The organism is Treponema primitia ZAS-1, from assembly GCF_000297095.1.
GTDB lineage: Bacteria > Spirochaetota > Spirochaetia > Treponematales > Breznakiellaceae > Termitinema > Termitinema primitia_A.
Map to the genome: position 1 here is coordinate 1 of NZ_AEEA01000025.1, position 24,597 is coordinate 24,597.

Annotated in this window: 24 protein-coding genes; 9 read left to right on the forward strand and 15 right to left on the reverse strand. The window is 51.2% G+C overall.

Translation table 11 applies throughout. The features are described from left to right. The 3 genes from TPRIMZ1_RS0103225 to purA all read right to left on the reverse strand — a co-directional run. The coding region (locus TPRIMZ1_RS0103225; RefSeq protein ID WP_010254624.1) for a sugar nucleotidyltransferase at positions 1-458 on the reverse strand (458 nt) is incomplete at its 3' end. 237 nt (positions 459-695) lie between these two features. Beyond that, the gene (guaA, locus tag TPRIMZ1_RS0103230; protein ID WP_010254626.1) at positions 696-2,366 is read right to left on the reverse strand and encodes a glutamine-hydrolyzing GMP synthase; all 1,671 of its coding nucleotides are present in this window, start codon (positions 2,364-2,366) and stop codon (positions 696-698) included. After that, a complete protein-coding gene (gene purA / locus TPRIMZ1_RS0103235) occupies positions 2,345-3,580 on the reverse strand; it encodes an adenylosuccinate synthase (protein WP_010254631.1) in 1,236 nt (411 codons plus the stop codon). Before purA ends, guaA begins: the two co-directional genes overlap by 22 nt. A gap of 244 nt (positions 3,581-3,824) precedes the next feature. Between purA and TPRIMZ1_RS0103240 the strand changes: the two genes are divergently transcribed. From TPRIMZ1_RS0103240 to malQ, 4 genes are all read left to right on the forward strand, one after another. Then, the gene (locus tag TPRIMZ1_RS0103240; protein ID WP_010254633.1) at positions 3,825-5,150 is read left to right on the forward strand and encodes an ABC transporter substrate-binding protein; all 1,326 of its coding nucleotides are present in this window, start codon (positions 3,825-3,827) and stop codon (positions 5,148-5,150) included. A gap of 80 nt (positions 5,151-5,230) precedes the next feature. Further along, positions 5,231-6,073, forward strand: coding sequence for a carbohydrate ABC transporter permease (locus TPRIMZ1_RS0103245; RefSeq protein ID WP_010254635.1), 843 nt, complete (start codon positions 5,231-5,233; stop codon positions 6,071-6,073). Then, a complete protein-coding gene (locus tag TPRIMZ1_RS0103250; RefSeq protein WP_010254637.1) occupies positions 6,070-6,924 on the forward strand; it encodes a carbohydrate ABC transporter permease in 855 nt (284 codons plus the stop codon). The genes TPRIMZ1_RS0103245 and TPRIMZ1_RS0103250 overlap by 4 nt, the downstream gene beginning before the upstream one ends. Before the next feature lie 4 nt (positions 6,925-6,928). Beyond that, on the forward strand, positions 6,929-8,422 hold the full coding sequence (gene malQ / locus TPRIMZ1_RS0103255) for a 4-alpha-glucanotransferase (protein WP_010254640.1): 1,494 nt from the start codon (positions 6,929-6,931) through the stop codon (positions 8,420-8,422). On the opposite strand, the gene TPRIMZ1_RS0103260 is transcribed toward malQ, so the two are convergent. The 10 genes from TPRIMZ1_RS0103260 to ybaK all read right to left on the reverse strand — a co-directional run bounded on the left by TPRIMZ1_RS0103260 (position 8,419) and on the right by ybaK (position 19,277). Then, positions 8,419-9,219: an ABC transporter ATP-binding protein gene (locus tag TPRIMZ1_RS0103260; protein ID WP_010254644.1), complete on the reverse strand. Its 801-nt coding sequence runs from the start codon at positions 9,217-9,219 to the stop codon at positions 8,419-8,421. The two genes, malQ and TPRIMZ1_RS0103260, sit on opposite strands and share 4 nt — an antisense overlap. Beyond that, positions 9,212-10,129: an ABC transporter permease gene (locus TPRIMZ1_RS0103265; protein ID WP_010254645.1), complete on the reverse strand. Its 918-nt coding sequence runs from the start codon at positions 10,127-10,129 to the stop codon at positions 9,212-9,214. The genes TPRIMZ1_RS0103260 and TPRIMZ1_RS0103265 overlap by 8 nt, the downstream gene beginning before the upstream one ends. Positions 10,130-10,131: 2 nt before the next feature. Then, positions 10,132-11,121 carry an ABC transporter substrate-binding protein gene (locus TPRIMZ1_RS0103270; RefSeq protein ID WP_010254646.1) on the reverse strand — a complete coding sequence of 330 codons (990 nt, stop codon included), beginning with the start codon at positions 11,119-11,121 and terminating at the stop codon, positions 10,132-10,134. A gap of 204 nt (positions 11,122-11,325) precedes the next feature. Further along, on the reverse strand, positions 11,326-11,661 hold the full coding sequence (locus tag TPRIMZ1_RS0103275; RefSeq protein ID WP_010254648.1) for a type II toxin-antitoxin system RelE/ParE family toxin: 336 nt from the start codon (positions 11,659-11,661) through the stop codon (positions 11,326-11,328). A gap of 4 nt (positions 11,662-11,665) precedes the next feature. Beyond that, positions 11,666-11,938 carry a type II toxin-antitoxin system Phd/YefM family antitoxin gene (locus TPRIMZ1_RS0103280; protein ID WP_010254650.1) on the reverse strand — a complete coding sequence of 91 codons (273 nt, stop codon included), beginning with the start codon at positions 11,936-11,938 and terminating at the stop codon, positions 11,666-11,668. A gap of 85 nt (positions 11,939-12,023) precedes the next feature. Further along, complete coding sequence (guaB, locus tag TPRIMZ1_RS0103285; RefSeq protein ID WP_010254653.1) at positions 12,024-13,460, reverse strand: IMP dehydrogenase; 1,437 nt, start codon at positions 13,458-13,460, stop codon at positions 12,024-12,026. Positions 13,461-13,487: 27 nt separating this feature from the next. After that, positions 13,488-14,921 carry a lyase family protein gene (locus tag TPRIMZ1_RS0103290; protein WP_010254655.1) on the reverse strand — a complete coding sequence of 478 codons (1,434 nt, stop codon included), beginning with the start codon at positions 14,919-14,921 and terminating at the stop codon, positions 13,488-13,490. A 50-nt stretch (positions 14,922-14,971) separates the two neighbouring features. Beyond that, a complete protein-coding gene (locus TPRIMZ1_RS0103295; protein WP_010254657.1) occupies positions 14,972-16,189 on the reverse strand; it encodes a hypothetical protein in 1,218 nt (405 codons plus the stop codon). An 11-nt stretch (positions 16,190-16,200) separates the two neighbouring features. After that, positions 16,201-18,651 (reverse strand): fibronectin type III domain-containing protein, encoded by a 2,451-nt coding sequence (locus TPRIMZ1_RS0103300; protein ID WP_010254658.1) that lies wholly within the window; start codon positions 18,649-18,651, stop codon positions 16,201-16,203. 155 nt (positions 18,652-18,806) lie between these two features. Continuing rightward, positions 18,807-19,277, reverse strand: a complete 471-nt coding sequence (gene ybaK, locus TPRIMZ1_RS0103305; RefSeq protein ID WP_010254660.1) for a Cys-tRNA(Pro) deacylase — start codon at positions 19,275-19,277, stop codon at positions 18,807-18,809. A gap of 157 nt (positions 19,278-19,434) precedes the next feature. Here ybaK and TPRIMZ1_RS0103310 point away from each other — a divergent pair, with 157 nt between their 5' ends. From TPRIMZ1_RS0103310 to TPRIMZ1_RS0103320, 3 genes are read left to right on the forward strand one after another with little or no spacing between them, the layout of a single operon-like run. Next, the gene (locus tag TPRIMZ1_RS0103310) at positions 19,435-19,938 is read left to right on the forward strand and encodes a hypothetical protein (protein ID WP_010254661.1); all 504 of its coding nucleotides are present in this window, start codon (positions 19,435-19,437) and stop codon (positions 19,936-19,938) included. Between the two features lie 16 nt (positions 19,939-19,954). Beyond that, positions 19,955-20,674 (forward strand): hypothetical protein, encoded by a 720-nt coding sequence (locus TPRIMZ1_RS0103315; protein ID WP_010254662.1) that lies wholly within the window; start codon positions 19,955-19,957, stop codon positions 20,672-20,674. Positions 20,675-20,682: 8 nt separating this feature from the next. Next, complete coding sequence (locus tag TPRIMZ1_RS0103320) at positions 20,683-21,570, forward strand: transporter substrate-binding domain-containing protein (RefSeq protein WP_010254664.1); 888 nt, start codon at positions 20,683-20,685, stop codon at positions 21,568-21,570. 16 nt (positions 21,571-21,586) lie between these two features. Here TPRIMZ1_RS0103320 and TPRIMZ1_RS0103325 read toward each other — a convergent pair whose 3' ends face one another. Then, positions 21,587-22,651, reverse strand: coding sequence for a virulence RhuM family protein (locus TPRIMZ1_RS0103325; protein ID WP_010254665.1), 1,065 nt, complete (start codon positions 22,649-22,651; stop codon positions 21,587-21,589). A 181-nt stretch (positions 22,652-22,832) separates the two neighbouring features. Between TPRIMZ1_RS0103325 and TPRIMZ1_RS0103330 the strand changes: the two genes are divergently transcribed. Beyond that, on the forward strand, positions 22,833-23,384 hold the full coding sequence (locus TPRIMZ1_RS0103330; RefSeq protein ID WP_010254666.1) for an RNA polymerase sigma factor: 552 nt from the start codon (positions 22,833-22,835) through the stop codon (positions 23,382-23,384). A 52-nt stretch (positions 23,385-23,436) separates the two neighbouring features. After that, positions 23,437-23,937, forward strand: a complete 501-nt coding sequence (locus TPRIMZ1_RS0103335; RefSeq protein WP_010254667.1) for a hypothetical protein — start codon at positions 23,437-23,439, stop codon at positions 23,935-23,937. Here the strand turns inward: TPRIMZ1_RS0103335 and TPRIMZ1_RS0103340 are convergent. Further along, positions 23,917-24,597, reverse strand: a complete 681-nt coding sequence (locus TPRIMZ1_RS0103340; protein ID WP_010254669.1) for an ABC transporter ATP-binding protein — start codon at positions 24,595-24,597, stop codon at positions 23,917-23,919. The genes TPRIMZ1_RS0103335 and TPRIMZ1_RS0103340 overlap by 21 nt on opposite strands.

Here is a 24,597-nt window from a genome sequence, read left to right on the forward strand (position 1 = left end):
TCGTCAAAGGCCACCACGCCGTAAGCGGTGGGGTCCTTTACGTAGTAGCCGAAGATGGCCCCGCCTTGGTGCGCTTCCACCTTCGATGCGGTATGTTCCAGGGTGGCACTGAAACCCCGGCCGTAGAACACGTTATCTCCCAGGACCAGGGCGCAGGCGTCATTGCCGATAAACGACGCGCCGACGATAAAGGCGTCCGCAAGGCCGCGGGGGCTTTCCTGGACTTGGTACTCGAAGCGCATCCCCAGCCAATCGCCTGCACCGAATAGCTCTTTGAAGACCGGAAGGTCCCGGGGGGTGGAGATGATCAGCACCTCCCGGATACCGGCAAGCATTAACACCGATAGGGGGTAGTAGATCATGGGCTTGTCGTAGAGGGGGAGGATCTGTTTGGAGACTGCCCGGGTAATGGGATACAGGCGGGTACCGGCGCCTCCGGCAAGAATTATGCCCTTCATAATATGTGCATTATATACATACCTTGGTATTGTGTTAAGTAAGTCCAACTAGCGATAATATCTATTTCTGTCTACTCCAGCAAATATCCTATTTCATTATAGTATAACGAATTACGCTATTTTAGGGTGGAATGGCCAAATTTGGCAATTAGATGAATTTTTCGGCTATTTATGCTCAATAGCCAGGCGGCATAGGAGGAAGTGCGTTATAAGCCCACGACTCTGCTTTTCATAGTATTACTCCCATTCAATAGTTGCCGGGGGTTTGGATGAAATGTCGTAGGTCACCCGGCCTATGTCTTTCACCGTATTCGTAATACGGGTGGAAATCTCCAGCAGATCCTTAACCGGGAAGGGATAGACATCGGCGGTCATGCCGTCCGCACTGACTATAGCCCGGAGCGCGAGAACCCAGCCGTATTTACGGACGTCGCCGGCGACCCCCACGGACCGTATGGGGAGGAGCACCGCGAAGGCCTGCCAGATTTCGTCGTAGAGCCGTTCCCCCGCCGGGGATAGTCTGTTTTTCAGCTCCTCAATATAGATTGCATCGGCATCCCGGAGTATATCGCACTTCTCCCGGGTAACCTCGCCCAGGATGCGGACCGCGAGACCGGGGCCGGGGAAGGGATGGCGGCGGACCACTTCCTCATCAATTCCCAGGATACGTCCAAGGCGGCGAACTTCATCCTTATACAGCCGGTCCAGGGGTTCTATGATACGGCCGGCTTTGCGTTTGGCATCCACCAGGGGGCTCCCCACATTGTGATGGCTCTTGATCAGGTGGGCCTTCTTGCCCACCCCTTTGCCGCTTTCAATAAGGTCCGTGTAGAGGGTACCCTGGGCGAGGAAGTAGGAATCCGGCAGCCCAAGGCGCGCCACTTCCCGTTCCTGGATGGTGATGAAGAGATCTCCGATAGCCTTTCGCTTCGCCTCCGGATCATCAAGCCCCTTGAGGGCGCCGAGAAATTCTTCCTCACAATATATGATGTGGAGATGTTTGGCGCCGAGCCGCTCCAGGGCGGTCTTCACCGTTTTGGTTTCGTCCTTCCGCATAAGCCCGGTGTCCATGTACATGAGGTGCACCAGGTCCGCCTTAAGTGTCTTGAGGAGCAGCGCCCCGGCCACGGTGGAATCGACCCCGCCGGAAATAAGGAGCAGCACCGGATTTGTCCCTACCCGATTTTGCAGGGATACGCGGACTTCCTCCACATATCGTTCCATGGTCCAGCTTTTCTTGCAGCCACATACCCCGAACACAAATGCTGCGAGTATTTCAGACCCGCGCTCAGTATGGGTAACCTCGGGGTGGAACTGGAGACCGAACCAGGGCTTTTTATCATGGGCAGCCACCGCCGGGTAGCCGGTGTCACTGACGCCGTATTCCCGAAACCCCGGGGCAAGTTTAGTCAGGGTATCGCCGTGGCTCATCCAGGCGGTAAAAGAAAAATCCGCGGTACGCGCAGTATTACTAATAGCGTTCCCTTCGACGATTTTTTCCAGAGGGATGGTCTTATCAAAACCAACAAGAAAACGGTGAATGATCCCCTCAGCTTCGGAGGCTTTAATCGTTACACCTATCCTACCGTATTCTCTTTTAGGCAAAGGCTCCACTAAGCCGCCATGGTCGGCGGTCATACGCTGGAGACCATAACAGATCCCCAGGAGGGGGAGGCCCAGTGTATAGACCCGTTGGTCCGGCACGGAACCTTCGGGGGTGTAGACCGATTCGGGGGAACCTGAAAGGATGATACCTCGAAGCGTACTGCCGGCGGTTCCCGAAAGAACAGCATCGCTCAGAACCATGTCCCCGGGAAGGATCTCCGTGTAGATCCCCAGGTCCCGGATACGCCGCCCAATAAGCTGGGTGGTTTGGCTGCCGAAATCTAGGATGAGTATTTTGTCCACGGACTCTTCCTGATAATGGTCTCCTTCCGGTCATATCCCACGGATACGATATCAATGGGGGTCTCGCAGAACCGTTCGATAAACTCAATATACTCCATGGCGGGAATGGGAAATTCCTCATAGGTCAGCGCATTGGTCAGGGACTTTTTCCAGCCTGGAAAAGTGCGGAGCACCGGTTGGGCCTTGTTCAGGGCGTCCACGGAGGCGGGGAAGGTTTCCACCATCTTATCCCCGATGCGGTAGGCGACACAGGCCTTGATTTCATCCAGGGTGTCGTACACATCCAGGTGGGTCATCACCAAGGAATCGATGGAGTTGGTGAGACAGGCGTAACGCAGGGCCACCAGGTCCAGGTAGCCGCAGCGGCGGGGACGGCCGGTGGTTACGCCGTATTCCCGGCCGGTTTCACGGACAAAGCGGCAAAGCTCGTCCTCCGCATCAAGGTTAAATTCGCTGGGGAAGGGGCCGTTGCCGACCCGGGTGGAGTAGGCCTTGAATACCCCCAGGACCTTGTCCAGACTCCGGGGTCCCACACAGCCGCCAATAGCGGCGCCGGCGGCGCAGGACATACCGCTGGACACATAGGGGTAGGTTCCCAGATCCAGGTCCAGAAGGGTTCCCTGGGCGCCCTCAAATAAGGTTTGGGAATTCTTATGGTGAAACAGGAAGGAAGAAAGATCGATGGACATGGCTTTAAGCTGTTCCACATAGGGGGCCAGAAATTCCCGGTCCGCGGCATCCAGCTCTTCCATCTTTTCCTTCCAATCCAAGTCGGCTATCCGTATACCATCCCGGTCGCTTTTCATGGAATAGGTGATTCCGATACCCCTGCCGGTGGTACCGATGGGCTTTTTCCGGGCCAGATCCCGGGCCTTATCAATCTCAATATACCGGGGAAGCACGATATGGGCGCGATCGGAAATAAAAACCCGTCCCATGGTGTCGATACCCCGGTCCCGGAGCATCTTAATCTCCTTAAACAGGGCAACCGGATCGATAACCATACCGGCCCCGAGGATCACCATCTTATCAGGATACAGTATCCCCGAAGGGATTAAATGGAGGGCATATTGCTCCGCTCCAATAACGATAGTATGGCCGGCATTGGCCCCGCCGGAAAAACGAACGATAATCTGGGCCTCGTTGGCCAGATAATCAACAATTTTGCCTTTTCCCTCATCACCCCATTGGGCGCCGATAACAACCACATTCATGGGCTTAGGGTAGCATAAGGGCCGGTCCCTACGCTAGGGGGCTGAAAAATTCCTTAAGGTCGATATATGCCATTTTGTCCCTATGCCCATTTTTACCGGAACTTAAAATCCACCAGTAATAGCCCAATAACAGCTTCACCATGCTTTCATACGAAGTTTCATTTGATATACTTGCCCTTTCATTGACAAATTAGGTCCTAAGTTAGATGATTATACTATAAATGATATTCTTTGGAGGAATTACATGAAAAAAAACAAGGTTTTCCGGTATTTGCTGTCAGCCCTTATGGCGGCGGCCCTGTTCGGCGGTTGTGCGAAGAAGAATGCCGTCCCATCGGTCTATCTGCTCAATTTCAAGGCGGAAATCCAGGCTCAATGGGAAGAGGTGGCCGCCCAGTTTACCCAGGAAACCGGTATTCCCATGAAGGTGGTTACCGCCGCAAGCGGAGGCTACGAACAGACCCTGCGTTCGGAAATTGCCAAATCCGCCCCCCCGACGGTGTTCAATATCAATGGTCCCGTGGGGTATAAAACCTGGGCCAGCTACTGCGCGGATCTTAAGGATACCCAGCTCTACAGCTGGCTTCTGGACAAGAGTATGGCGATCAATTCCGGCAGCGGGGTCTACGGTATCCCCTATGCGGTGGAAACCTACGGCATCATCTACAACGACGCCATTATGCGGAAGTACTTCGCCCTGCCCAATAAGGCGGTGAATATCGCCGGTGTGGGGGATATTAAAAACTTTGCCACCCTCAAGGCGGTGGTAGAGGATATGACGAAAAACAAGGCTGCCCTGGGTATCGGCGGGGTTTTTGCCTCTACCTCCTTCAGCCCCGGTGAAGACTGGCGCTGGCAGACCCACTTGGCTAACCTGCCTATCTACTATGAATATCAGGCCAAGAACGTGGGGGACCTCGAAAAAATCGAACTAACCTATACGAAAAACTATCAGAACATTTTCGACCTCTATATCAACAATTCCATAACGGACCGCAAAATGATTGGCTCCAAGACCGTGGGAGATTCCATGTCGGAGTTTGCCCTGGGGCAGGTGGCTATGGTACAGAACGGTAACTGGGGTTGGAGTCAGATCGCTGGTGAATCGGGGAATGTGGTAAAACCGGAGGATGTTAAGTTCCTGCCCATCTATACCGGTGTAAATGGGGAAGAGACCCAGGGGCTTTGTACGGGTACGGAAAATTTCATCTGCGTAAACGCCCGGGCCCCCGCGGCGGATCAGGAAGCTTCCCTCAAACTGCTGGAATGGCTCTTTAATACTCCGGCGGGGAAAAAGAACGTCATTGAAAAGCTGGGGTTCGTGGCGCCCTTCAGCACCTTTGGTCCGCAGGAACGGCCTGAAGACCCGTTGGTTAAGGAAATGTTCCGGTACCTGGATGATTCCGGCCTGAACTCCGTGGCCTGGAACTTTCCCACCTTCCCCAGTCAGGAATTCAAAAACGAGCTGGGGGCAGCTTTGTATCAATATGCCCTAGGTAACAAGTCCTGGGACGACCTTACCAAGGAAACGGTCACGAGCTGGGCTACGGAAAAAGCGGCTATTCAATAACGGTTTCTTCACCGGAGAAATACCGGCGGGGCAGAATTCCTGCTCTGCCGGTTCATTTTCGGATTTTAAAAGGAGCGTGTATGGAGAAATCACTTAAAAAGTATTTTCTATTCTTTGTGGGTCCCACGCTGATAGCATTTCTAATCGCCTTTGTGATTCCCTTTATTGCGGGGATCATCCTTTCCTTTGCCCGCTTTACCACCATGACCGATATAAGCTGGGTGGGGTTCAGTAATTATGTCCGGGCTTTTTCCAATAGTGATTTTGTAAATGCCCTGAAATTCTCGGCCCTGTTTACCGTTGTTTCGGTTATCATCATCAACGTTGCCGCCTTTTCCCTGGCCCTGCTGCTTACCCGGGGGATCATGGGTACCAATATTTTCCGTACCATGATCTTCATGCCCAACCTTATCGGCGGTATCGTACTGGGGTATATCTGGCAGTTTATCATCAACGGATTCCTCAGCATCTTTGGGGTGACTATCACGGTGGACGCCAAGTACGGTTTCTGGGGTCTGGTAATCCTGAGCAATTGGCAGTTCATCGGCTATATGATGATCATCTTTATTGCGGGGATACAGAATATACCCGGGGATATTATGGAGGCCGCCACCATCGATGGGGCTGGTCCCTTTACGGTGCTGCGGAAGATCACCATACCCCTGGTGATGCCCTCCATAACTATCACCCTCTTTATGACCATTGCCAATTCCTTTAAGATGTTCGACCAGAACCTGGCGCTTACCGCTGGTGCGCCGGGTAAGGAAACCGCCATGGTGGCCCTGGATATTTACAATACCTTCTACAGCCGTGTCGGCTGGGAAGGGGTCGGCCAGGCTAAGGCGCTGATGTTCTTCCTGGTGGTGGTGGTTATCACCCTGGTACAGCTTACCATTACCCGGCGTAAGGAGATAACCAATTGAGTGATATCCAACAACAGGGGAAACCCCTAACCCTCGGCGGACTGGTAATAATTCTGTCTCTCCTTATTATTTCCCTGCTCTTCATAGCGCCAATCCTGTTAGTATTCCTCAACTCCTTTAAGGGAAAACTCTTCGTCATCAATACCCCCTTTGCATTCCCCAACGATGAAAGCTTTACGGGAATCAACAATTATGTCAGCGGAATTGCCGCCACGGGATTTTTCAGCGCCTTCGGCTGGTCACTTTTCATCACCGTGTTTTCCGTGGCAATCATCGTGCTTTTTACTTCCATGACCGCCTGGTATATCACCCGAAGTACCGGCCGCTTCTGCAAGGGCCTCTACTATGCCTTTGTATTTGCCATGATTGTTCCCTTCCAGATGGTAATGTTCCCCCTGACCAAGGTTGCGAATTTCCTCCACCTGGACAATCCCTTGGGTATTCTGGTGCTCTACCTTGGCTTCGGATCGGCCCAGTCGGTGTTTCTCTTCAGCGGCTTTGTTAAGTCCGTCCCCATTGCTGTGGAAGAAGCGGCGACTATTGATGGCTGTACCCCCATACGCGCCTACTTCTCGGTGATCTTTCCCATGCTGGCCCCCATTGCTGTAACCGTGGCGATCCTCAACGCCATGTGGGTATGGAACGACTTCCTCCTGCCCAACCTGGTAATCGGTTCGGAATACCGGACCATACCGGTGGCGGTACAATACCTGCGGGGCGGTTATGGTTCCATCGATTGGGGCTATATGATGGCCATGATAGGTCTGGCGGTTATCCCGATTATTATCTTCTACTTTGTATGCCAGAAACACATCATCCAGGGCGTTACCGCGGGATCGGTGAAGGGTTAGGGCCATGTCCGAAAGATCCGCAGGAATACTGCTGGCTGTAAGTAGTCTGCCCTCCCATTACGGTATTGGAACCTTTGGGGAAGCCGCCCGGCGGTGGATAGATTTTCTGAAAGAGGCCGGGCAGAAATACTGGCAGATCCTGCCCCTGGGGCCTACCGGCTGGGGGGATAGTCCCTATCAGAGTTTCTCCGCCTTTGCCATAAGCCCCTACTCCATTGATCCGGATATACTTCGGGACCAGGGGCTTCTTACCCGGGAAGAACTTGAAGCCGTTCCCTGGGGTATTAAACCAAATCGGGTCTACTATTCCACGCTGTATGCGCATCGGGGAAAACTATTACGCAGGGCATTCGCCCGGTTCAAGGATAATCCTTCCGCCCATGGCGAAAATGCCTTTCAGGGATTTCGGGGGAAAAACGCCGCGTGGCTTAATGACTACAGTCTCTTCATGGCCTTAAAACGGCATAATAAGGGTGCGTCCTGGCTTGAATGGGAGGAGAAGCTCCGTTTCCGCGAAGAGAAAACCCTGGTCAAATATCAAGAAAAGCTGGCGGAGGATATTGAATACCATTCCTGGGTACAATTTCAGGCCCATACCCAGTGGGAAGACATCAAGGCCTATGCGAACAGTAACGGTGTTTCGATTATTGGCGATATCCCCATCTACGTTGCCTTGGACAGCGCCGATACCTGGTCGAACAGCGGGCTGTTTCAGTTGGACGATCAGCGCAGACCAATCCGGGTGGCGGGCTGCCCGCCGGATCCTTTTGCCGCGGGGGGACAGCTCTGGGGGAATCCCCTCTACCGCTGGGATGTTCTGGAACAGAGCGGCTATGGGTGGTGGATCTTCCGACTGCGGACCTGTATGCAGCTTTACGATGTAACCCGGATCGACCATTTCCGGGGCTTTGAAAGCTACTATTCCATCCCTGCGGCGGACAAAGATGCCAGCAGGGGTGAATGGGTTAAAGGCCCGGGGCTCAGTTTTATTAATACAATAAACCGTGAGCTGCCCGGGGCCAACATCATTGCTGAGGACCTTGGCTACCTTACCACGGAAGTACGGGAACTTTTGCGGGCATCGGGATATCCGGGCATGAAGGTACTGCAGTTTGCCTTTGATTCCCGGGAATCCAGCGACTATATGCCCCACACCTTTGAACGGCACTGTGTGGTATATACCGGCACCCACGACAATCCCACCAGCCTGGGCTGGTTTAAGACCGCCCGCTTTGAGGATGTGGTACTTGCAAGGGAGTACCTAGGCCTCCGGGACATACGGGAGGGCCACTGGGCTTTTATCCGTTCCGCCCTTTCAAGCGTCGCCGATCTCGCCATCATCCCCATGCAGGATTACCTGGGCCTGGGAACCACCGGCCGGATGAACACCCCCTCCACCACCGGGGGCAACAACTGGCGTTGGCGTATGCACGGTGAGGCGCTACAGGGTGAACTGGCGAAGAAGATTGAACACTTAACCCATATCTACGGGCGCTAGGTTTCCAACAGTATTCTATCGGTATCAAGCTCCTCATGGACCGCTTCCTTGTAACGTTCAAGCAGACCCTGGGCGCTAAGCGTATGCCGCTCATCCCCGGAAATATCCATCACAATCTTACCCTTATGCATCATTACGGTACGCGTTCCAAGTTCCAGGGCCTGGGAAATACTATGGGTGATCATCAGTGTAGTAATATTGTGTGTTTTCGTAATTTCCGCGGTAAGATCGATAACCTTTTTGGCGCTCACCGGATCGAGGGCCGCGGTATGCTCGTCAAGCAGGAGCAGTTTCGGCGGTACGAGGGTTGCCAGTAAAAGAGTCAGCGCCTGCCGCTGTCCGCCGGAAAGCAGGCTGGCTGGGGTTTTCAGGCGGCTTTCAAGCCCCATATCAAGCCGGGACACAACATCCGCAAAATAACTGCGGTCCTTTGCACGGAGCGCCCGCGAAAGGGCAAATCGCCTGCTTACCTTTGAATATACCAGCGCAAGGTTTTCTTCAATAGTAAAATCCGGCGCAGTACCCGTGTGGGGGTCCTGGAACAGCCGTCCTATATCCCGGGCGCGCTTGAACTCCTTTTTGTTGGTGATATCCTCACCGTCAAGGATGATGGAACCCCCATCCAATGGGATGTTTCCCCCGATTACATTAAACAGCGTCGATTTCCCCGCGCCGTTTGAGCCGATTATTGTTACAAACTCCCCGGCGCTAAGCTCAAGGTTTAACCCGCGCAGAACGGCATTTTCGTTAGGTGTACCGGCTTCAAAGGTTTTATACGCGCCTTGAACACTAAGCATGTTCACCCCCCTGTACAGAGGCTTGCTGCACACGCTTATTGCGGGTACGGAAAAGCCGCCTGAGCTGCGGAGCGGCAAGGGCTATGGTCACAATTACTGCGGATAAGAACCGGAGCATATAGGCGGGGAAAAAATTCAGCCACAACACAAGGGCTATCAAAAGACGGTAAATCACCGCGCCGGCGGCGGCGGCAACAAGCCCGCCGCTCAAGGAACGCAGCCGAAACAACGTTTCTCCGATGATCACCGAGGCAAGCCCGATGATAACGATACCCGTACCGGCGTTAATGTCCGCGTAGCCCTGGTACTGCGCAAGGAAAGCCCCGGACAGGCCGATAAACCCGTTGGCAAGGGCAATTGCCGCGATACGCATGGTATCGGCGTTAATCGAGGAGGCGCGTACCATTTTTTCGTTGCTGCCGGTGGCGCGGATACGCAGGCCCACTGCGGTCTTAAAAAACCATGCCAGTACCGCGATAGACGTCAGGCATATCGCCAGGGTAATCCCCAGGCGGACAAACTGTTTCGCACCCGGCGGAAAGCTTTGTTGTACAAGAGAAAAAAGCGTCCCATGGCCAAGCAATGAAATATTCGGCGTCCCCTGCATCACCAAAAGATTGATACTGTACAGGCCGGTCATGGTTAGTATGCCGGAAAGGATGGGGTGGATGCCCGCCTTTGTCTGCAAAAGCCCGGTAACAATGCCTGCAGCGGCGCCGAACAGGAGCCCCGCGAACAGCCCCAAAAACGGATGCCCCGCCACGGCGCACACCGCCGAAACGCTCATACCAAGGGTAAAACTCCCGTCCGCCGTCAGGTCCGGTGTATTCATCACCCGGAAGGCGATAAACACACCGAGCGCCAAAAGGGAGTAGATACACCCAAGCTGCAAAGAACCAAGGATGTTCATGCTTAATTCCCAATCAATGTTGCGGAAGCAAATTCAGCCGGGATTGTAACACCGATTGTATCCGCCGTCTTCTTGTTAATAATAGTATAAAGCGTATCAAAGGTGACTGCCGGCATGTCCGCAATCGCCGTCCCTTCCAAATACTGGATCACCATATCTGCGGAGCGTGCGCCGATAAGGGCGTCGCTGATTCCCACCGTGGCAAGAGCGCCGCTGTTTACGTGGGCAAGCGCTGTCCCGTACACCGGAATCTTCCGGCCATTCGCCGCTTCAACAACCTGGGGCATGGCGGAAACTACCATTGAATCATTGGGAATAAAAAAGGCGTCAATCCTGGGCGCAAGGGCTTCCGCCGCCTGCTGTACCTCCGACGAATTGGTTACCATGATTTCCTGATATGCGACACCCGTAGATTCAAGATACTCCTTCGCCTTGTTGACCGTTGAAACCGCGTTCACCTCACCAAAATTGTAAATCATGCCATAGCGTTTAATACCGGGGCTCAGTTTATCCGCAAGCTTAAAAAGTTCACTCACCGGAATAAAGTTTGATGTCCCCGTGGCATTTTTGTCAGGTTTTGCCATGGACGTAAGAACACCCGCCGCAACCGGATCGGCCACCGAAATAAAGATATTCGGAATACCGCTTTCCAGATTAACAAAGGCCTGGGTCGCCGGCGTTGCCAGGGTTACCACCACATCGTACTTCCCATTCCCCATTTCCTGGCAAATGGTGTTCAGCGTACCGGTATCGCCCTGGGCATCCTTATAATTGATCGTAAGCCGGTCCTCGCCATACCCCCGCTCCGCCATACGCGCGTAAAACCCGTCGCGCATCTCTTTGAAGGTAACGTTGTCGATAAGCTGGATAAACCCGATAGAATACCGCTTCGCGGCAACAGCCCCCGGCGCAGCCCCGTCCTTTTTCGCACAACCGCCCAATACCATACCCGCCAGCAAGATGCCACAAACTAACCTATAAACCGCTTTCATAAGATACTCCTATAATAATCTTTTTACGTTACTATACATAGAAACAATATACCAAAAATATACTCCTGTCAAGCGCCATTTTGCTGCCCTCAGGAATTCAAGCACGGACCTCACGGACTAATTAATGAACGATTTTTACTATATTTTGCCCCGACTTCATACAGCGTATACAATTTTATTAGACGAAGTACCACTGTACTTTATTCATTGAATTTTTCCATCTATGATCTTTTTATATAATATTTCTTCCAAATCTCTCCTTCCATCAATTACTGAAATAATATTTATGGTATCTTTTCCAATTTTGTAATATACTATCCAATGTTCTATTGCTATTTGTAAATATTCATTTATTCCCATATCTTTTAACAATGATACTGGCCTTCCAATTCTTGGCATATCCTTTAATTTTTTAACTTGGAAATTTATTTTTGTAGATATTTTTCGTGCAACGTTTATGCCTACATTATATTTATACCATGAGATAATTTCAATTAATTCCTCCCCTGCGTCTTTTGACCAGCTGATTTTATATTTCATTTTTTCAGCCTAATATTTTTTCTATTTTTTTGTCCATTTCTTCTTCAGTAAATGTTCTTCCATTTTTTATATCATTTTCACCAATAGATAATATTTTCAGTAAATTCAAAGCATCCATTATATTTTGATAATGATTTACATTCATCAACACAGCCTGCGCCTCTCCGTTTTGAGTTATAACCACAGGGCTATTCTTTTCTTTCAATTGCTTAAAAACATCAGCCGTATGTGCTTTAACGTAAGATATTGGTCTAATATCCTTGACTAAATTTATCATTCTTTACCACCTATACTTTATATGGTACCATATTTAGTTTATCTTGTCAAAATTCTTGGCGATATTTCGTCTAAATTATTCTTATTTAAACCCGGCTATAGTTCGGCGCTTCCTGGGTGATAGTCACATCGTGGGCGTGGCTTTCCTTCAACCCCGCGGAGGTGATCCGTATGAAATTACGGTATGTCTTAAGATCCTCAATGGTCTTGCACCCGCAGTAACCCATGCCCTTGCGGAGGCCGGACACCAGCTGATGAAGGTAACTCCGCATTTCTCCCTTATAGGGAACCCGGCCTTCAATGCCCTCGGGTACCGGTGTTTCATCCTTGGTTATCTGATACCGGTCGCCGGAACCATCGCTGATGGCGCCTAGGCTGCCCATGCCCCGGTATTCCTTGTAGATCCTGCCGTCATAGATAATCTCACTGCCCGGCGCTTCCTTGAGCCCCGCAAAAAGGTTCCCTACCATCACCACACTGGCCCCGGCGCCGATAGCTTTGGTGATATCGCCGGAAAACTTAATCCCCCCATCGGCAATAACCGGTATGCCGTGTTTCGCCCCCTCTTCGGCGCAGTCCCAAACCGCGGTGAACTGGGGCACCCCCACGCCGGCCACAACCCGGGTGGTACAGATCGAGCCCGGGCCTATCCCCACCTTTACGGCGTCCGCTCCGGCCTCAATAAGCCTGCGGGTACCTTCTTTGGAAGCCACATTCCCGCCCACAACCGGGATGCCGAACTGTTCTTTTATACCCCGTACCGCATCCATAACGTTCTTCGAATCCCCGTGAGCAGTATCCAGAACCACAAAATCTACCTTGGCGTTTTTGAGGAGGGGCATACGTACCGGATAATCCATAGGGGAAACCGCCGCTCCCACGATGAGCCGCCCTCCCTTATCGGTGGCCGCCTTGGGGTAACGGGCGTGCTTCTCCATATCCTTAACGGTGATTAGCCCTGTAAGCAGTCCCTTGGCGTCAACCACGGGCAGCTTTTCAATCCTATGCTTATCAAACTTATCTCGGGCGCTGGAAACCGTGGGGGTCCCCTGCTCCGTTACCGGATCCCTGGTCATTACATCCGCCACCGCCTGGGTATCATCCTGGCAGAACCGAAGGTCCCGGTTGGTGATAATCCCCACCAGCTGCCCCTCCTGGTTCAGTACCGGCATCCCGGAAACCCGGAACTTATCCCGCAGGATCTTTACATCCCGGATCAGGGCATTTTCCAGCACCGTAACCGGGGAATCGATAATCCAGTTGAGGTAGCGTTTTACCTTGGACACCTGCTGAGCCTGTTCCTCGGGGTTCAGATTTCGGTGTATCACCCCGGCGCCCCCTTCCAGGGCAATGGCAATGGCCAGCTTTTCTTCGGTCACCGTATCCATGGCCGAAGAAATGATGGGTACATTCAGGTCCACACCGGCGCATAGGGTGGTACGCACATCGCAATCCTTAGGCAGGATATCCGAGTACCCCGGAAAGAGCAGGACATCATCGTAGGATAGGGCTTCTACAAACATAGCTATAATCTCCCAAAAATAGTATTACTAATTGATCATTAATTGCCTGTATTTTGCGGCTAAGGTTTTTGCCTTCTTTACCGCAAGACCGCAGTACCGTTCGGGCTTTTCAAAAAACGACAGGGCATCGGAAGCGGACGCCACAAGCCCCAGTTCCGCCATTTTGCCGCCAATCCGGGAAAGGACATCCCCCTCCTTTGTCAGGGCCGCAGCAAAACTAATGTTCTCTTTTTCCGCTGTCAGGGTGATCTTCCGTATCACCTCGTGGGCGTCGGAAACGCCGGTCTCCGCAAGAAGTATGTAGGCCGGTTCCGCGAGAACCCCGCCGGGAATGCCGGTCTCGCCCCGCAGGTTGCGGAGCAGCCGTTCCCGGTCCGCCCCCAGGCCTTGGATAACCGAGGCCATGCGGCTCACCGCCAGACAGAACCCCGCGGCATAGTCCGCTATAAAACGCTGGCTCGCCGAGTTGGACAGGTCCCGCTGGTGTTCGCTTATCTGGTCCATAAAGAAGGTTGTAACCCGGGGCATAAAAGCCTTCCAGAGGCTCTTAACGTGTTCCGAGTTCCAGGGATTCCGCTTCTGAGGCATGGTGGAAGACCCCACCTGGTCGGCGGAAAAGCCTTCCCGGAGTTCCCCTATTTCGCTTCGCTGAAGGTTCCGAAGGTCGTCCGCCAGATTGGCGATAATTCCAAAGGCAACGTTGTATTCCAGGAGGAGCCGCAAAAGATATTCGGGCTCCACAAGCTGGGTAGCATGTTCAGAAGCTTCAAGCCCCAGACCGGCCAGGTAGAGCCGCTCCAGTTCCTCCGGATCCCGGACGATCATGCTGGTGGCATTGTAGGCCCCCACGGCACCCGCAAGTTTTCCCTTAAGCTGCCCCGAAAGGCGCTGTATTTCCAGGATCGACTTCCCCAGCCGGGATACGTATTCCGCAAAGGCAAAGCCCAGGGTGATAGGTACCGCATGCTGGCCGTGGGTACGCCCTACCTGGGGAGTTTCCGCCTCGCGCTCCGTAAAGTCGCAGAGCAGGAGTTCCAGTTTTTTTAACAGGGGGAGCGCCACTTCCCGGGTAACCCCGGTCATTCGATAAGAAAGGGCGGTGTCCAAAATATCCACACTGGTGGCGCCCAAATGCACCAGGGGCGCGGTTTCGGGGGGAACCTTGGTTTTAAGGACATTCACCAATGCCCGGATATTATGCTTTGTTTTTTCTTCTTCGGCGTAGACCTCCGCCGGATCGATCTTCGCCCCAGCCGCTTCCAGGGAAGCTTTCAGGGCCGGCGTCAGACTGCCCCGGACGCTCAGGTGGGCAATAACCAGGGCTATCTCCGCCTTCACGCAGGAGGCTATCGATGCTTCCTCGGAAATCCAGGCGCTGAGGGAATCAAACAGATCTTTTTCAGAAATAGAATAACGATGATCTATCGGTGAAATGTTTTGGAAAATATTACGGGCTTCCATACCAGACTATGGCACATAACAAAATTTATGTCCACTCCCCGTGAAATTGCTTAGAACCCCAGCTTCACATTCAGGGACAGTCCGGACAACAGGATACTGCGTACCAACTGGTCCGAAGCGCCACCGCCGGTACCACCGCCACCGGTGTCTTCCTCACCGAAGAATTGTTCATAGCCCCAGGGGATCGCAAATAATTTACTAAGGTTAATGGCAAGGTATTTTCCCTGGCCTATGCGCAGAGCGGGAAGCCCCGCATCAAGCAGCAGAAAGGCGGCCCCCAGTCCTTCAAATCGGAGGGGGGTTAGGTTTTCGCTGCCCTCAGCGCCGCCGAAGAGAACCGCCTTTTTATACTTGACCTTGGCGGAGACTTCCCCGCTGAATCCGTGGACCGCCCCCAGAACCGCACGATACTGAAAGATCCTGCGGCGATAGTTTATATCAAGGGCGGCATACGCAAGGTGGGCGCTCAGGTCCGCATCTATATTGTAGAAACGGTAAGGGAAAAAAGAATAATGCTGGTTTACTGCGGTAACAGCGCCCTCAAGCTTCCCATCAGCGTAGAACCAGCCAAGGGTTCCCGCAAAAGCAAAGGGGGTTCTATCCAAGGAAAATTTGTAGAAAAGGGTAAAACAATCCAGCCTGGCATCCAAAAGACGCTCATCAAGGTGATTGAGAATGGCGGGCTCTGCAAAAAGATAGTTGAAATTCAGGGTATGCTGCTTGGTATACCCCAGGGATAATCCCAGGCTATGCAGGTCCGGAAGATCCGGTTTGCCAAAAAACCAGTAGAAACTGCCATTATCCCAGGAACCAAAACCATAAAGGTAGGAAGGCTCAATAGTAAAATAACCGGCATACGCGGGAACAGCCAGGCGGAAATAGCCCACTTCCCCCCCATCGTTGTAAATTTCCATGCCGCCGGTAATGACATCAATGCGGGAATGTTGAAAAAACCCACCGTCCAAACGGAAACCTACCGGTTTTGTATCCACACCGCCGTGGAAGCCAAGGCCCCAACCATTCAGATCCGCCCAGGGTAGGGTAGAATGAAGTCCCGCCGCAGTAAGAGCGGTATAAAAGGGGATCTTGCCGCCGTATCGGTATGAAAACCCGCCCTGCCAATATCCGGATGCGCCGTCCTCTTCAACCCAGAGGGTACCGGTAGAACCGCTAAGGGAAAATCGTTCCCCGTCGGCGCAGAGAGGAAAACTGCAAAATAATAAAAGAAGCCCCAGCGCAATGGCCGGGGCTTCCTTACGGTCAAACATACCCGGAAATTTTACTTATGATAGAGTCCATAGACTAATGCTCCAAGGTCCGGCGACAATGAAGCTTGTATCCACGGGTCTGTTGAGAAACCTAATCCCGTAACAAGCTCATTGAGCGGCGCGAGATTAAGCTCAATTCCAACGATATCAAAAGTTTCGATTGTGGCGGCATCGGTGATTTTACTCCAGTCCTCACCACTTTCATAATTTAGTCCATAAAATACCGGCGCAATTTTGTTTCCCGTACCTTCGGTAGTTATCAGATTGTTCACAGATAACTGTCCGGCGGTAAAGAATTTCCCAAAATTGACGGTAAGCGGCTTGTCCAGAGCAGCCCAGGTTCCTCCGCTGGAGGGCAGTTGGTTAGGAACACCGAATGTACTTCCAGCCGTTATGGCGGCCTTTAATTCGGTTAAGCCTTCTTTTATCCAGCTATTTGCGGTTATCTGGTCCTTCACACCCGGGGGAATTACGGTCGAACCGGCAAGATGATCATAGGCGTTGATAGTGGCCTCAATAGCCGCAAGATAATCCGCTTTAGCGCTCACCAGCTTGGCTGCCGCATTGGACCGGGCTTTCAAGAAATTGTTTCTCAGAGGAAGATCGCCGTTGCTTATTGCCTGCAGATTTTCTATCCCACCTTCAAATCCGGCGGCCCAATCAAACTTCAGGAAATTAAGATTGGTATTCCAGTCATAGGAAGTAACCCATTCCAGGGTGCCCTTAACCAGCCGCAGAGCTCCTACCAGAAGATCAAGTTCCACCTTGCCTACGCTTACACCGCCTTCCAGGAGATCCCCTAAACCAAACCCGTCTATAAGGGTCTGGTCTAAGGCAACGGCATCATCATAACTCAGTTTTGCCACACGGCTGACCACCTCGTTGAAGTTAGAACCGAATACGGTGTCGATTACTTCATCCAGAAGGGTATTGAGCCCATTGGTATTTTTGTCCAAAAGATTGGCGAAAAGAAGCGTGGTCCAGGTACTCGTACTCTGCAGCCCCTTGCTGGTCAAACTTTCCGTGTAGGCTGTGTACCCCGTAACCCATGTGGGAACTGATAGTTCCGGCTGCCGGGAAATCTCAGTTTGGTAGATTCCCGCTTTATCAATAAGCGTGTAGGAGTACGACCAAGTTTGGGCATAATAACCATCATGAGGAAAAGTATACGTGCTGCCATAATAAGATACCGAATCTTTCGCATACCAATCATACCAGTAACCATCCAACTGAATGGACTTGATATTTCCTTCTCCTTCGCCATCTCCAATATCATTGGTATCATAAACTGGGGTTGTAGGACCAGCGATATAAATTAGAGCAGAACTTGACTCATAATACCCTGATTTATTAACATCAGTATATCCAGTCCCAGTCCAGAACTTATCCTCACCCTTTTCATACCAATAGGCCCAATGGTTAGTGCCTTCTACAGTCCACTGGTAGTACCCTTGTATCCACTCCTCGGTATACGGCTTCATCCAGTCGCTGGTAAGCAGTTTCCCCAATTGGTTGGGATAACCCTTCACGCCAAGGCGGTTTTTAAACAGGTTTTGAGTCTTTGTATCCGTGGCTATGGACGCAAGTTTTGCCAAGGATGAATAGACTATGGCCGCAGGGTCTTTATTATCCGTTTTATAGGCCTCTTCATAATATTTTATGGCATTATCATAGTCCCCGGCGATCAAAAATTTTGACCCGGCGGTGATATTTTCTGCAACCGAGGCATTTTTTGGCGGCTCAGGCGATACATCCGTCTTAGCAGGGATCTCCAATACTCCAGTGCTTTCTTTCAGGTCAGGAGCACCCGCAGTCCCTGTATTTATAATAACGGCTATTGTATAGGTATACTCTGTGCCCGGCGACACATCGCTATCGGTAAAACTCGTCGTACCGGCAGGGACTTTAGCAACAAAGATTGTTTTACCGCCTCCCACACGATAGATATTATATCCTTCCACACTCCCTGTACCTGCCGAGATAGTTGGCGTGGACCATTCAATGGTAACGCTGTTAAAAGCTGCTTCCGGATCGTAATCCGCCGGAGTCTCAAACGAATCTAAACTTACCCCATCCGCCTTGTCTATGGACAGAAGTTTTTCGTTGTGTTTTTTCGCCCTGGAGCCCTCTTTTCCGTAGACATCGACAGCGGCTACAGCATAATAATATGTTGTCCCAGGCCCTACACTGGTATCGGAATAGGCGAGATCGCTTTTTCCCAACACGTCATACACTGAAGCATCATCAGTCTCATCGGTGCCGACGGTTCGGTAAATGTTATAGCTTTCGGCGTCCTCTACCGCGTCCCAGGTAACCTCTATTTCATAGGCTGAAATAGCCGTCACCACTAAGTTTTTAGGCTTACTCAGCACGCTTGAGCTGTCGTCGCCGCCGCACCCAAGAATCACAAGACTCAACGCTAACACCGTTAGGCCGAGAAAGACATTCATTTTCGTTTTCATAGAACCTCCCTAATGGATTATTAAAATACTAGAAATTCGTATAATTTTATCATAGATTCAAATATATGACAATACCTTCATTGTTAATTTATGGTATTTGGACCTAATTCTGCAAATAATCAAGCTTTATTCATAATCCATGGTGCGTTTGTTGGTCACACGGTTAAATCCGCAAGCTTCGCCGCAACAAACTCCAGCAAATCCCCGGGTTTCAGAAGAACCTGGCAGCCCCGGGCCCCTGCGCTGACCCCAATGGTGTCAAACAGTTCCGCCGTTTCATCAATATAGGTAGGGAACTGCTTTTTCATACCCATGGGGGAACAGCCGCCCCGGATATAACCGGTAAGGGCGGGAAGGTTTTTTACGGGAATCAGGTCGACCTTCTTTTCACCGCATATCCGGGCGGCTTTTTTTAGGTCCAATTCTTCCGCAACCGGGATACAACAGACGATATACTCACCGGAACTGCCCTGCAGTACCAGGGTTTTAAAAACCTGCTCCGCCGGAATACCCGTAAGCTCCGCAGCATGGACGCCGGACAGATCCTTTTCATCAACCTCGTACTCTACACTTGTATAGGAAATTCCCACCGCATCTAAAAGACGGTGGACATTGGTCTTTTGCATTTTCCTGTTATATATCCTTTTGGCAGGACTATACCATGATTGGATATCTCTTTTTATCTCCGTTTAGGCAAAAATTTCAACAAAAAATGCAACTTTTTCTTATTTATCCGAGTAAATATATAGAACTAATATTATATGAAAACAAAAGGAGTTTTAGATGAAAAAAAGCAACATCACAATCTGGTTAAGTTTTGCCCTGGCTTTTGCGGTCCTCTCAGGATGCGCTACCACCGGGGGCGACCATACCGCAGCCCAGGACGATGGGCTCAGTGGGAAAAGCTGGAAATCCGGCCCCGACGACCACCATATGTGGAATGTATGGACCTTCAACAAGGATGGAACGTTCCGGGGGACCCATTACCACAGCGCGGACAATAGTGTTGATCTTGGCGTTTATACCTATCACATCAAAGATACGGCTTTTACCATTACGGCGCCGGACAAATCGGTAAGCGAATATACCCTTGAGTTTATCAACCATGACCGTCCCGCATTTGTTCTGAAAGAGATTACCGGAGGGAAACCCCTTCCCCATGGCGGTAATGACACCTATACCCAGCTGCATGGGGATGAACTTGCCCAACTAAACCAGGACGGCAGTGCAGAGCATAGCGCGCCCCAGGGACACAGCGAAGAAGCTGTGGAACATCACGAAAATTAGAATTTAAAGGGTATCCATGAAAAAGGCCGCTCTTTACAGCCTGGTAATTATCGTATCCGGCCTTGTGGTCCTTAGCTGCGCCACCGCCGGTCATGGGAATTCCGTCCGGGATGCATATGTCCCGGCGGAAAACCCCCTTATTGGAGAGTGGCAGGAGGAGGAATATGCCTACTCCTTCCGGCCCGACGGAACCTTTACGGCGCGCCAGGATGGGGAAAAGGGGAATAAAAACGACGCCTACCTTATCCGGGGAAATACGCTTATCACCCTGGCCGCCGGGACAGATACCCCGGACAAGTACATCGTTACGGGTACGGACCATAATGTCATTGAACTTGTAAAAGAAGGTGTCCCGGCGGTGTATACCCGAGTTGTTCATGGAAACAGGGAGGAAGCTCCCGAGAAGGATGGACACCACAATCGTACCGTCAGAGCCGACGCCTTCAGCGGTAAAAACTGGAATGCCCCCCATATTAACAATATGCATGACCGTTGGGAGTTTCGTGATGACGGGACCTTCCATTTTTGGCATATCCACGAAGGCCGGCCCCTTGACCGGGGGGATTACAGTTACCTTATCAGCGGCAATGTTTTTCTTGCCCTGAAGGAAGACCTGAAAACCCTGGTTGTATATACCTTCAAGTTTACCGGGGAAGAAACCTTTACCGTAAGCCCGGTAATTCCCCCCGGCGGAAGGGATATCCCCTTTATCTATGATAACAAGACCCAGCCTTAGGAGGTATAATGAAAAAAGCAGCGTTTATGTTTTTAATTACGATATGCGTAGTATTCTCCGGTTTTGCCAACGGTGGGCGTGATCCCGCCGCCCCCTTCAATGATCACGACATTGAGGCGGTACACCGGATCCACTACAATGGAGAGGTCCGCATCGGTATTCCGGACGATGAGCCGCCCATCGCTTATACCGATGCCAATGGGCTCTACCAGGGTTACGACGCCTATTTTGCCAAACGCATAGGCAAAGAACTACTGGACAAGGAAAGCCTCATCCGCTTTGTCCCGGTAGAGGCGGCTAGGCGGGCAGAATATCTTGACAACGGCCGGGTTGATTTTATCATCGCCAACTTTGCGGTAAGCCCGGAAAATGCAGCGGCGGTGGACTTCGCCCTGCCCTACAGAAGGGCTGCCACAGGAATTGTCTCCCCGGATTCCGCTTCTGTCACGGAACTTGCCCAGCTTGAAGGGAAAACCCTTATCCTTGTACGGGGAACTCCGGAGGAACTCTGGGTTGGGGAACAGTATCCTCACATAAACCTGCTGCAATTTGACCGCTTTACCGAGGCCGCCAGCGCGCTGTTGGATGGGCGCGGCGCAGCGCTGATCCACGACAGCGCAGTAGTTCTGGCATGGACAAAGGAACATCGTGGGTATTCGGCAGCCGTGGAAAGCGCCGGACCGGTTTACACCATAGCCCCCGCAGTACGGAAGGGCAACGACGGCCTCATCCTCTGGCTGAACGATGTAATAAGCCGCCGGGTGGAGGCGGATTTTTTCCATAAGGCCTATGAAGCGACCCTGCGGCCGGTTTACGGCGCCGCGGGTAATCCCGAAACGGTGGTGATTGAGCGGGGTATTATACAGCCGGATAGAAACCAACCCTACCAATACTAAAGCTTCCTTATAAACATTAGCTTTCATCCTCTTGATTGAAAGCTGTTTGTTCCAGCAGTTTATCAAAGTCCGACGTGAACAGCCTGTCCTGCACAATACGGTACTTTTCATATTCAGTTTCCGCGTGAAGTTTTGCTTGCTCGTGCGATATGTGTCCTGCATCTGTCAAAATTTTGTTGCCGTTGAATTCCAAAAATCCGTCAAGCCGCTTAGCCCAATCATTCATTGACATAGGAATTTTTCGTTCGGCTTGTAGTTCCGCAAAATCCAAATAAACGGAAACAATACGCTCAAGATAGTTCATTTCCTGTTCGTTCAGGTAATTTTTTGCGATTACAACATCCGCCTTAATTATCTTGCCGGTGGGCGCCGTTTCCCACGTTGTAAGCCCCATAAATTCCTTTTCAGCATCTGCTCTTTCGACAATGAGTTCTGCCGCAGTATGCCTGTGAACAGCGTAATGCAGTTTATTTTGCACCAGCTTAAAAAATTCTCCTGTCGCTCTTGCGTCTTTATCATAGTCAAATGCCGTCGTGTATAAATCTGTCACCTTTTGGTAGAACTTACGTTCCGACAAACGTATTTCCCGAATATATTGAAGCTGACGCTCAAAATACTCGTCTGTGAACATATGCCCTTTTTTTAAGCGGTCAACATCCATTGTCCACCCTTGAATAGTGTAGTCTTTGACAATTTGCCCCGCCCACTTGCGGAACTGAACGGCCCGTTCATTGTTCACCTTGAACCCTACGGCGATAATCATTTGCAGATTGTAATGCTCAAGTTCACGCTCAACTTGGCGATTACCCTCATTTTGAACTATAAAGAATTTCTTTATAGTTGCCTCGTGGGGCAATTCACCATCGTCGATGATTTTCTTGATATGCTGTCCTATATTTTGAACACTCACATCATAAAGCGTTGCAAGCATCTTTTGAGTCAGCCAAATGTTTTCGTCCTCGTAACGCATTTCAAAACTTTGTTTGCTATCGCCTGTTGCCGCCACAAAGGTAAGATATTCAGCCGCTGAACTGCGTATGGTTATTTCTTGTTTTTTCTTATTCCCCGTTGCCTTAGCCATCAGCTTTTCCCCAGTTTATTTAGCACAGTTTTATTTCCCCTGTTCATATTATATCATGGAACCTATGGACGCAAGCAGTCATAGGCGGTGGTTGAGCGGGGTATTATACAGCGGCTAATTGAAACAAACTTAATATTCAGTTAGACTTAACTAATTGTTTTATTAATTTGGAAAAAAGGTTATGTCAAATTCAAACAACGATGAGGCCTTCAATGCCATCGTCAAGACCTACTATGAAAAGATACTCGCCTATTGTTCCTATTTTCTTAAGGGTAACCGGGCAGAGGACTGTACCCAGGACATTTTCCTGATTTTGTATAACAATTTACATAAACTGCGGGATTATGAAAAAATCGGCTCTTGGCTCTATAAAACGGCGGGAAACATCACCAAACAGTATATGGCTGTCCAGCGGAGGGAACGCCAAAAAACCGTAAGCCTGCCCGATGAGGGGGCGGAAGATCTTTCAGCCCTGCCGGAAAATTTTTTATACGAGGATACGTCCACAGACCCGGAGGAGGAGGATGCGAAAATCCGCTCCTGTACCGAATCCATCATGGGGCAGTTAAAAAAAGGGGAACTGGCCGTCTGGACCCTTGCCTTCCGGGATAAGCAGAGTATTCGGGCTGTGGCCGCAGCGTTGGACATATCGGAAAGCGCCGCAAAATCCCGGATTAACCGGCTGCGCCATAAGATACTGGATCTTGCCCATGACTTAATGAAGGATGGGTAAAATATGCAACTTTTTATGAGAACGATGAGTTAATAGTAAGGAGAATCGTGTTATGAAACCGGAAGATGAGGACTATAGGGCGATGAAATTGCTGCTCAAATCCGATGGGATATCAAAATCCCGGGATGCCCTAATCGCAAATCTACAAAAGGAAATGGATAAATCCGGAGAAGGTCCGAATCCTGAACATATAGACGGCATGGTAAAATCTCTGTATGCCCTGGACGGGCAGCCGCTCCCCAGCCTAAGCGGGGATCAATTGGAAACCGTGATCCGGGATCTTAAAAACCGTTCCGTTAAGCATAGCCGCCGTCCCCTCTCTAAGGGCGCCTTCCGCTTCGTCCGCTGGGCTTCGGCGGCCTGCGTAGTTCTGCTGTTTTTTGTGTTTCTTAACCTCGGGTTGGCCTGGGCAACCGGCGGCTGCCTTTTACGGAAAGTGGACAAGGAGTTTTGCAGCCATACCATATTCTGCCCCGCCGATGGAGAGGAGGTCCCCGAGTCGTCACCGAACCAGGGGACCGGAATAGGTATATTATTCCCGCACGGGTCCTAAGTTCCCTCCTGCCATGGAGTATACACGGTTCCCGTAATCCAGGGTATCCAGTTCGTGGGTTACCAGGAGTACCGCGGCGCCTTCTCCGGCTATGCGGCGGAAAAGTTCCATAATACCCGCAGTAGTTTCACTGTCCAGATCGCTGGTGGGTTCATCGGCGATGAGGAGCTCAGGCTTATTGATAAGAGAACGGGCGATAGAAACCCGGCGAAGCTCCCCCCCGGAAAGCTGTTTTGGGTAGGATGCGGCCAGATGGTTTATACCCACCTGTTCCAGCAGGGCAAGCGACCGGGCTGCAATTTCCTCCGGGTCCACCTCATTTTTGAAAAGGTACAGGGGAAGGCTTACATTTTCCAGAACCGTAAGGTTGGCCAGAAGGCTTTGCCCCTGGGGAACATAACCGATTTGCGTATTCCGCAGCAGGGAGGCTTCCCGGTCCGGCAGGGTAAGGATGCTCCTGCCGTCTAAAGTTACAGAGCCCGAGTCGGGTTTTAAGAGACCGGCTATAATATTCAGAAAGGTAGTTTTACCGCTCCCGGAACGTCCAATGATGCTGATAAAATCCCCGGAACCTATGTCCAGGTTTACCTTATTAACCGCGGTAAAAGGAATTTTGTTCCGTTTATATTCCTTGGTAAGATCCCTAATCTCTAAACGCAT